The organism is Butyrivibrio sp., assembly GCF_024699075.1.
In genome coordinates, this window is sequence record NZ_JAILQF010000221.1 from 1 (window position 1) to 8,858 (window position 8,858).

Consider the following 8,858-nt stretch of genomic DNA (forward strand, 5'->3'; position numbering starts at 1 on the left):
ATATTCTCTGTAAATATCATCACGACCTCCGGCAACCAAATGCGCATCAGGAAGTGCCAAACACATCATATCCACAGGAGTATTTTCGCTTAACACTCTGGCTATAAGACTTCCAAGTCCGCCATATACCGAGTGTTCTTCACAGGTAACGATCAATCTGCATTTATTGGCTACCTCCAAAACCGTATTCTCATCCAACGGCTTAATGCAATACATATCCACTACAGTAGCCTCAATTCCACTTTCCCTCAGTATATTGGCTGCGTTCACTGCATTGGGAACCAGATCGCCGCAGGTTATGATAGCTACATCCCGACCTTCTGACAGGATTTCAGCCTTGTCCATCACAAAGCTCATATCTTCTGCATAGACATCCTCAATAGCTCCTCTTCTAAGGCGTATATACGCGGGTTTATCGTCTTTTACAAGATTTTCCATCAGCCTTACTTCCCATAGCCCATAATAAAACAACTATATTAAGTGCCAAAACTGCTTTAGATATTTTTCTTCTCCTAGCTGTGTGATCATGATTCACCGCGAACCACATCCATCACTAATTACATTTTGCTTACCGTTGTTAATCAGCACTTCACTACTAATCATTTTATTGTCAACATTCCATTTTCTACGCATACTTTCCAAAAAGAAGGATGCTCTTTAAATCTGTCATTAGGATAATGAAGTGCCAGAATCAAATTGCCATCAAGATCAGTAAAAAACATTCCATGCCCTCCATTCTCCGGAAATAAAGGGGTCTTTTGAATTATCCAGGGGCCAAAAGCACTACCTGATTCTGATCTTGCAACACCAACTGCATAGCCTTTATCACTCCAGCTGGAAAAAACCATGTATAGGTTACCATCGTTATACTTGATAAGACTTGGCCCATCACTAAAATAGCAGTCGCCATCAATTCCAAATTCAGCTTTTGCAAAAGGCACTTTTCTCGCCCAAGTTACATCTTTCGGAGAAAAAAGCCTCTGAGGAGCGCTTACAGGATATGATAGATCTGATGATAATTCCATTATGCAGAAGTCACCATCAGCTGTTCCGCTTCCGTCCATGGCATCCTCAAAGGAATGGGAAAATATAAGATACACCTTATCAGAATCTGTATAAATAGTTCCATCAATGCATGACCAATTGGGAGGCGTCAATCTTTCTGAATATATTTCAAACGGTCCTGTCGGAGAATCTGATCTCAGCGTATAGACCCCTTTTTTTACCCCGGGGGCTCCAAACGTGGTTACCAAATAATAGCTTCCATTTATTTTATAGCACTCCGGCGCCCAATAACTGTCTGTTGCGAAGTAGTTCTCGGGCTTTTTGAATATCTCTATAGGGCCTTCAAAAGATTCCAAGTCATCACTCACGTAACAGTCAAAACCATATGCTTCTTCCCAACAGGTTTCACTTCGCGTACCATACAGATAATATTTCTCACCATCTACCAATACAAAAGGATCTCGGATATTCACATCTTCTCTTTTCATTGCCATTACCTCACTTATCTGACTTTTCATCTTTAAGACGCGGTGATGGAAGACCAAAAAGAGCACATACTGCAATAGCAGCCATCAGAGCAGGAACGCCAAATCTGACAAGTGTAATTCCGGTCACAGTTGCCTGCGGTTCCTGACCAACTGCATTTGCAATATATCCTGTCATTGCTAAAACAGCACTAAGAATACCATTTGCAAGCGCTATTCCAAGTTTATTTGAAAAGCCCTTAAGCGCAGCTATTGTTCCATTCATTATTACATTTGTCTGTAAAAAACTCTGGTCTGTAACTACTGCCATGAGCATTGCACCATATACCATAAACATGGTGGCGAACAATGCACCAAATCCTGAAAGAATAAAGACAGCAGTAATGTTTCCTTTGAATATAATGCAGCATACATTGCAAGCAAGTGTCAGAATCTGTGATGCTATGAATGCCATTTTTAAACTCTTAAATAGTTTTAAGAAAAGCGGTACAAGAATAAATGGGCTGAGCAGTCCAACAAGAGATATTGTCATCATGTATTTGGAAATAAGATCCGGTCTTACAAGGCAGTACATTACATAATATACAGATGATCCCATCATTGTGTTGAAACCTATGTAACCTGCAACCCAGATTATAACTGTCGGGACAAGACCCTTTACAGTCACAAGAAGACTTAACTGCTTAGCAAGAGGAAGATGTGTATCCTTTGACTCTGTAACGAATCTCTCCTTAGTCGTAGCAAAAAGACATAATGAAAAAATCGTCATCAGAATTCCTGAAAGGCCGACTACTATCATGTAGCCCTTTGAGGTATTCTCTCCTCCAAAGAAAGAAACCATAGAGAGTGCAAAAGAAGTTGTTATGGCTGTAAATATACCCATTATCTGTGTATAGGTGGAAATCAATTTCTGCCTCTCAGCTTCTACATTGGTTACTGCATTGATCAGAGCATTACAGGGTATCTCAAATGCAGTCCTGAGCATTCCATATAAAATGTAGAAAACAGCTGCCCATATTATTTTTCCTGTAGAAGAAAGATTCGGGCTCATGAACAGACATACAACTACAACAGTCAGGCATGCTGGTACCCATAAAAGATACGGTCTGAACTTACCAAATCTTGTATGCGTTTTATCTGCCAGTACTCCCATTATAGGATCGTTGATTGCATCCCATATTGACGCAATTACCATTATAACGCCTGCCGCAGCCGCCGGAACACCAAACGTATCTGTGAAAAAGATCATTAGATAGGAACCAACTAATGCACCCATGATCTGATATCCGCTTCCATATGCCATTCCATATGATAGTATCGTTGACAGATTCAGTTTTTGTTTTTGATTATCCATTTTTGACCTCCCAATTTCGTTGTACTTTACTTGTTGATTCATGTTATCATTGAATGGCATAAAAATAGTGACATCGTTTTATATTTTCATGACACCTTCTCATAGGGGGAAAAATGGATAACTATTCTGCATCACATGAAGAAATCTATAAATTAAACCACATAGAACAGTACCTAAAAAAGTTTTTAGATGACTTTCCTGTATATCAGAACACTATAATTGGTCTTAAAGACGAGTCTGATTATGAATATGATAATGTCTATACTTTAATGAAGAAGTACTGGGATAAGAGCGCAAAAAAAGAAGATTTCTTCCTGGATAAAAACGCCTATTATATCAAAGAAGATTTCTTTCTATTACCGCAGGAAAATGTCACAATGCGGAAAAACCTGCGATATATGCCGCTACTATTGCATTCTCATCAGTTTATAGAGATTAACTATGTATTAAAGAGCTCCGGCAGCTATATGATAACTCGCTCTGGAGAGCTTGAACTTACTGATGGCGACATCATTCTTTGCCCGCCACTCTTTGATCATTGCTTTAAAGCTCATAATGATAACAGCATTATCTTAGACTTTTTTATAAGAGTTACTACCTTTGATACTGTGTTCTTCCAATTACTTAATAAGAGCAATTATCTGTCAATTATTTTTTCTAATGCAATCTATAACACAAAAGGGAACTATATTCTATGGCACTGTAATAAAGATACTGAGCTTACCAGTCTGGTTCTTGAATCTTATAAAGAATGGTCCGAAAAGCCCAAATATAGTGAACAGATGATTGAAGCAAATGTACTCAAATTCTTCATAATTCTGATGCGCAAGCATGAAAATGAAGCTATTTTTTCTGTTCCTCAGATTAACAGCACAGATTCAGTATTTAATACTTTTCTGAATTATATGCACCTTCACTGTCAAACTGTTAATTTAACCACTCTTGCAGATCAATTTGGTTATAGCGAAAGGCAGGTTATAAGAATTCTAAAAAAGCAGTCCGGTAAGGGGTTTTCTGAATTACTACAAGATATCAGAATGAACAGAGCAATTCAATTGTTAAAAAACCCATCTGTTAGTACTGCGCAAATAGCTCACACTTTGGGATATGGAAATGTGGCTTATTTTCAGCGAGTATTTTTTAAGACTTTTACATTCACCCCTGAGGCGTTCCGATCAAGATTGGAAAAAATAAACATTGATAAAATCCAGACTGTCGATTGACAGCCTGGATTTGTCATGTCACAGTCATAAAAGCTTTTAAATCAATATTTTTATGATTGTTTTCCTTGTTCTTGCAAGATCTAGTGTATCTACCATAAGATTGCCCTCTTTTTTAGTCCCCAACACATTAGTAATTTGAACTCGAATTACTTCCCATAGCCCACAATAATCCGACTATAATAAGTGCCAAAACTGCCTTAAACATTTATTCTCCTGATCCTTTTCTGTTCCATCAACACTTTGATGGAACATATATAAGGTCATTGTTAAAGGCCCTTAAATAAACTATCTCATCACCTATATCTGCTCTCCTACGGTAGGAATCTGTCTCTTACGTTTGTTGTACTGTCTACTAATTTACTGATCTGCGCTTTTTCGAGGGGATGTTTTTTTCCTTTTGGCACCTTTAATTTGAGTCGATTTCGAGAGAATGCTTTGTTTTGGGATACGTTGTAAAGAAAATCTTTAAAATGTTTGTACCTGCCATCCACCTCTTCAAAAACACTGGTGGTAGCGGCATCACCAACCACACCCAGAAGACTGAGGTTTCGGAGATATCCAATGGCAATGGTCATATAAATATTCACGGTACGCTCAGATCTGATTGGCATCCCGGTCTCTTTCATCCCTCCATATCTCAGCCACCTTACATAATTACTGAGAAGATAAATACTTATATCTTCTACTTGTTTACCAATATCCGAGAGGTATTCATAGAAAAACTTGAGTCCTGTGCAGTATGTGTGCCTGGTTTCCAGTGACTTACCGATGTTAGTCAGATATTTCATGTACTTCGTCACCTGATCAACCGGAGTTAAGTCATCATCAATAAGGATGTAGTTATAGGCGTTTTCGCCTATGCAGATTTTTTGTACTTTCACATTAGCCGCCTTTCTGTTCGATTTGAACGTTCTTAATTAGGTATAATTATCTATGATAACGGCATAAAAAAGCCGTACATCACATACTTTTCTGTATGTTCTGTACGGTTATGTGAAAGTATATATAACACAGGTTTTACGAATAGATGTTTTGGAAACTGCATTGCTGTATTTAGTTTCCTCTATGAGAATCTATTTCCCTTAATCTGTAACTATATCGCCGGTCCAGGTATTGATACCGCCAAACTCATAAATGTTTGTATAACCCATGTCTGCAAGCTTTTGTGATGCATCCTTGGATCTGTTTCCACTACGACAATAGACAAGTATTATCTGATCAAGATCAGGAAGTTCTTCCGGCTGGGTTGTTCCAATAGTTTCATTAGGGATAAGGATCGCTCCCTTAATATGACCCATATCATATTCATCCTGCCTTCTTACATCAACGATTACATGACCATCATCAAGCTTCATCATTTCCATAGCTTTTTCCTGCGAAATCTGCATATATGTTCCCTCCATTGTGTCATCTGTCTGATTGTTATTAGCTGCTGAACATCCTGTTAAACATAAGATTGCAGCCACGATAGCGATTATCAATATTTTATTCATTTAATATACTCCTTTCTTAGCTCATTATACAAATGGAGTTACAGGTTAATGAATAATAGTTGATATTTTAAGATTTGATTTTATTATCATCATTACATTCTTTAGCTGATCCATTATATTTAAAAGCAAGCATAGTTATATCATCAAACTGCATTGCTTCTTTGACAAAAGAATTAATGTCTTCAGTCACAGATGCAAGAATACCTTCCGGATCTGAATTTATATTTTTATTAAGTGCATCAATCATTCTGTCTGTTCCGAATAGTTCAAACTTAGAATTGGTTGCTTCTGTGACACCATCTGTATATACAAAGAAGGTATCTCCCGGCTCAAGCTTAAATTCGTGCTGCTTGAAGGGCAAATCCTCCATAGTGGCAACTGCAGGTGAATGCTTGTACTTTAAAAGCTCAAATTTGCCACCTTTATGTCTGATCGCAGGATGTTCGTGACCTGCATTAACTGCAAGTCCCTCTCCTGTTGAAAGTGATATGACAGCAAGCCATACTGTTACAAATAGTTCGGCTTTATTCCCTTCACATAGCTGGTTATTAACTTCATACAATATCTTTGAAGGATCCTCTCCAAGAAGTGCCCTGTTTTTGATAAGTGTCCTTGAAACCATCATAAAAAGGGCTGCCGGTATTCCTTTTCCTGATACGTCAGCCATAACAAGTGCTATATGATCGTCGTCTACCATGAAGAAGTCGTAGAAGTCACCTCCTACCTCCTTGGCAGGATTCATGGACGCATACACATCAAATTCTTTTCTCTCCGGAAGATATGGAAAAATCTTAGGAAGGACATTTTCCTGAATGCTTGCAGCAAGTGATAAGTCTCTGTCTGCTGCAGCCTTTTCTATTCCCTGATTGAGGTTAAGAACGCCATATATAAGAAGTACTATCAGCATTATAGCTGATGCTATTAAAGAGAATCCATATGTCATGGCACCTATAGTACCTGCAACTAAAGGCACTATGATATATGCATAAAAAGTAGCTATCTGGAAAGCCTGAAGCTTCTTGTGCTCAAGTGTTACAACAATAAGTGCCAGTATACTAAAAAGAAAGGTATATATAAGTGAATATGCATAAGTGGAGCTTCTACTATATATTCCATCTGCTCCTACTGTAAAATAAATTCCTGTAAATATGTTGATAATTCTGAGAAATAACGCAACAAAAAGACCACATAAAACGGCTTTCCCAAGGATTTTTATTATTTTATTATCCAGTTTTAGATATGACATGGTATAAAACCAGAAGAAGCACACTTCGAGAGGAGCACACATATAATAAATAGTATTATCCAATAAATTCAGCAATCTTAATTTAGGAAGAGCATCTACCATCCATGCACAGGCATCTGTGAAGCAACCAATATATGCGACTATCAAAAGAGGAAACAGATATCTTAAATCAGCTCCGTTATTTTGAATATCTATAACAAAGCAAATAAATAGGACGTATCCCATCATCATACTTATAAGATCTGCACCTATATTCAATAGATAAATAGGTTCTAAGTGATTTATTCCTCTAAGCACAAGAAATACAAGAGTTAGTACTATCATCAGAATGCAAAACATTGATGTCCATATAAGCTTCCTGATCTGATCTTTTTTTAAATATCCCATTTCAGCCCCCATTACGATTTTGTATCATAATAAAAATATTATGACCAAATTGCTCCACTTCTACGAAAAAATAGCAATTCTTGATTATTATTTTACAATATTTTTTTTATAATACAAAACCGATTATGGGATTTTAGTTTTTCAGATTACTGCTTCTTCTTTTTTCTCAGCTTTTACTATCTCCTCCTGCTCTCTTTGTATAACAGGGAATGCAGAGTACATGGGTGTTATATCCTTACCATGAAATTTTCTGTCTATATAATTCTTGGTGATCTTGGAAACAGTACCGCTTAAAGTAATTACACCGATAAGGTTAGGAATAGCCATGAGTCCGTTAAAAGTATCTGAAAGATCCCAGGCAAGTTCCAGATTCATAGTAGCTCCGATTACGATAAATACTACGAATAAAACCTTGTATCCAATAGTTGCTTTGGTTCCGAAAAGGTATTCAAAAGCCTTGGTTCCATATATGCTCCATCCAAGTGTTGTAGAAAAAGCAAATAATAGAATCGCTATAGCTATAAATGCACCACCGGCAGGTCCAAATACCACAGAGAAGGATTCGGATACAAGGGCGGTCTTTTCTGCCTGAGAGATCATAGCTCCTGTATTTAAGTCCATTACTCCACTTGTAAGAACAGCAAGAGCTGTAAGTGTACATACTACGATAGTATCTGCAAATACTTCAAATATTCCCCACATACCCTGCTGTACAGGCTCTTTAACATTAGATGCTGAGTGAACCATAACAGAAGATCCAAGACCTGCCTCGTTGGAGAAAACGCCTCTCTTCATTCCCCAGGTAACAGCTGAGCGAACGCCTGAACCTACTATTCCGCCGCCTACTGCTTTCATGGCAAAAGCACCCTTTATAATAGCCGCAAAAGCTGGTACTATCTGACTGTAATTAAATATAACGATTATAATGGCTCCAAGAACATAAGCAACTGCCATGAATGGAACAAGCTTCTCTGTAACAGAAGCTATTCTCTTGATACCGCCCACTATTACAAGGCCTGCAACGAGCATAAGAACAGCGCCTGTTACCACCGAAGGGATATTAAATACTGTATTCATATTGACAGCAATCGAGTTGATCTGACTCATATTGCCAATTCCAAATGAAGCGATCACGCAGAAGGTTGCAAACAGTACAGCAAGAGCTTTACCAATCTTCTTGCATCCCTTCTTGTTGCCAAGTCCATCGCTTAAGTAGTACATGGCACCGCCTGACCACTCACCATGTATATTTTTTCTACGATAAAAAATACCAAGAACATTTTCAGAATAGTTGGTCATCATTCCAAAAAATGCTGTGATCCACATCCAGAAAATAGATCCGGGACCGCCTGTTGCAAGCGCAGCCGCAACTCCTGCAATATTACCTGTACCGATTGTTGCTGCAAGTGCTGTGCAAAGACTCTGGAACTGACTTATCTGTCTGTCCTCTTTGCTTGTATGCTCAGTTACTTTCTTGTTCCTGAAAATTCCTCCAAGGGTGTGCTTCATCCAGTACTTAAAATGCGTAAGCTGAAAGCACTTTGTAAGTACTGTCATAAGAATGCCTGTTCCCACAAGAAGTACAAGCATAGGAAGTCCCCAGACAAAGCTATTAACTGCTCCATTGATATTGGCAATAAGATCAAACATAGACATCCTCCCTGG

Annotated in this window: 8 protein-coding genes; 1 reads left to right on the plus strand and 7 read right to left on the minus strand. The window is 38.1% G+C overall.

The genetic code is table 11. The features are described 5' to 3' along the window. The 3 genes from K6G87_RS08640 to K6G87_RS08650 all read right to left on the minus strand — a co-directional run. The coding region (locus K6G87_RS08640; RefSeq protein ID WP_296835918.1) for a transketolase C-terminal domain-containing protein at positions 1–438 on the minus strand (438 nt) is incomplete at its 3' end. Between the two features lie 161 nt (positions 439–599). Next, a complete protein-coding gene (locus K6G87_RS08645) occupies positions 600–1,493 on the minus strand; it encodes a glycoside hydrolase family 43 protein (RefSeq protein ID WP_296835920.1) in 894 nt (297 codons plus the stop codon). 10 nt (positions 1,494–1,503) lie between these two features. Beyond that, positions 1,504–2,844: an MFS transporter gene (locus tag K6G87_RS08650; RefSeq protein WP_296835923.1), complete on the minus strand. Its 1,341-nt coding sequence runs from the start codon at positions 2,842–2,844 to the stop codon at positions 1,504–1,506. A gap of 113 nt (positions 2,845–2,957) precedes the next feature. Here K6G87_RS08650 and K6G87_RS08655 point away from each other — a divergent pair, with 113 nt between their 5' ends. Further along, on the plus strand, positions 2,958–4,067 hold the full coding sequence (locus tag K6G87_RS08655) for an AraC family transcriptional regulator (RefSeq protein ID WP_296835926.1): 1,110 nt from the start codon (positions 2,958–2,960) through the stop codon (positions 4,065–4,067). A gap of 311 nt (positions 4,068–4,378) precedes the next feature. On the opposite strand, the gene K6G87_RS08660 is transcribed toward K6G87_RS08655, so the two are convergent. The 4 genes from K6G87_RS08660 to K6G87_RS08675 form a co-directional block, all read right to left on the minus strand. Continuing rightward, positions 4,379–4,948, minus strand: coding sequence for a hypothetical protein (locus K6G87_RS08660; RefSeq protein ID WP_296835929.1), 570 nt, complete (start codon positions 4,946–4,948; stop codon positions 4,379–4,381). A 201-nt stretch (positions 4,949–5,149) separates the two neighbouring features. Continuing rightward, on the minus strand, positions 5,150–5,560 hold the full coding sequence (locus K6G87_RS08665; RefSeq protein WP_296835932.1) for a rhodanese-like domain-containing protein: 411 nt from the start codon (positions 5,558–5,560) through the stop codon (positions 5,150–5,152). A 67-nt stretch (positions 5,561–5,627) separates the two neighbouring features. Further along, positions 5,628–7,193: a PP2C family protein-serine/threonine phosphatase gene (locus K6G87_RS08670; RefSeq protein ID WP_296835935.1), complete on the minus strand. Its 1,566-nt coding sequence runs from the start codon at positions 7,191–7,193 to the stop codon at positions 5,628–5,630. Between the two features lie 141 nt (positions 7,194–7,334). Further along, positions 7,335–8,849: an alanine/glycine:cation symporter family protein gene (locus K6G87_RS08675; protein ID WP_296835937.1), complete on the minus strand. Its 1,515-nt coding sequence runs from the start codon at positions 8,847–8,849 to the stop codon at positions 7,335–7,337. Positions 8,850–8,858: the final 9 nt, after the last annotated feature.

Coding starts and splice junctions, on each gene's coding strand:
- K6G87_RS08670 (WP_296835935.1), bottom strand. CDS start 7,193: ATGGGATATTTAAAAAAAGATCAGATCAGGAAGCTTATATGGACATCA.
- K6G87_RS08645 (WP_296835920.1), bottom strand. CDS start 1,493: ATGAAAAGAGAAGATGTGAATATCCGAGATCCTTTTGTATTGGTAGAT.
- K6G87_RS08650 (WP_296835923.1), bottom strand. CDS start 2,844: ATGGATAATCAAAAACAAAAACTGAATCTGTCAACGATACTATCATAT.
- K6G87_RS08675 (WP_296835937.1), bottom strand. CDS start 8,849: ATGTCTATGTTTGATCTTATTGCCAATATCAATGGAGCAGTTAATAGC.
- K6G87_RS08665 (WP_296835932.1), bottom strand. CDS start 5,560: ATGAATAAAATATTGATAATCGCTATCGTGGCTGCAATCTTATGTTTA.
- K6G87_RS08655 (WP_296835926.1), top strand. CDS start 2,958: ATGGATAACTATTCTGCATCACATGAAGAAATCTATAAATTAAACCAC.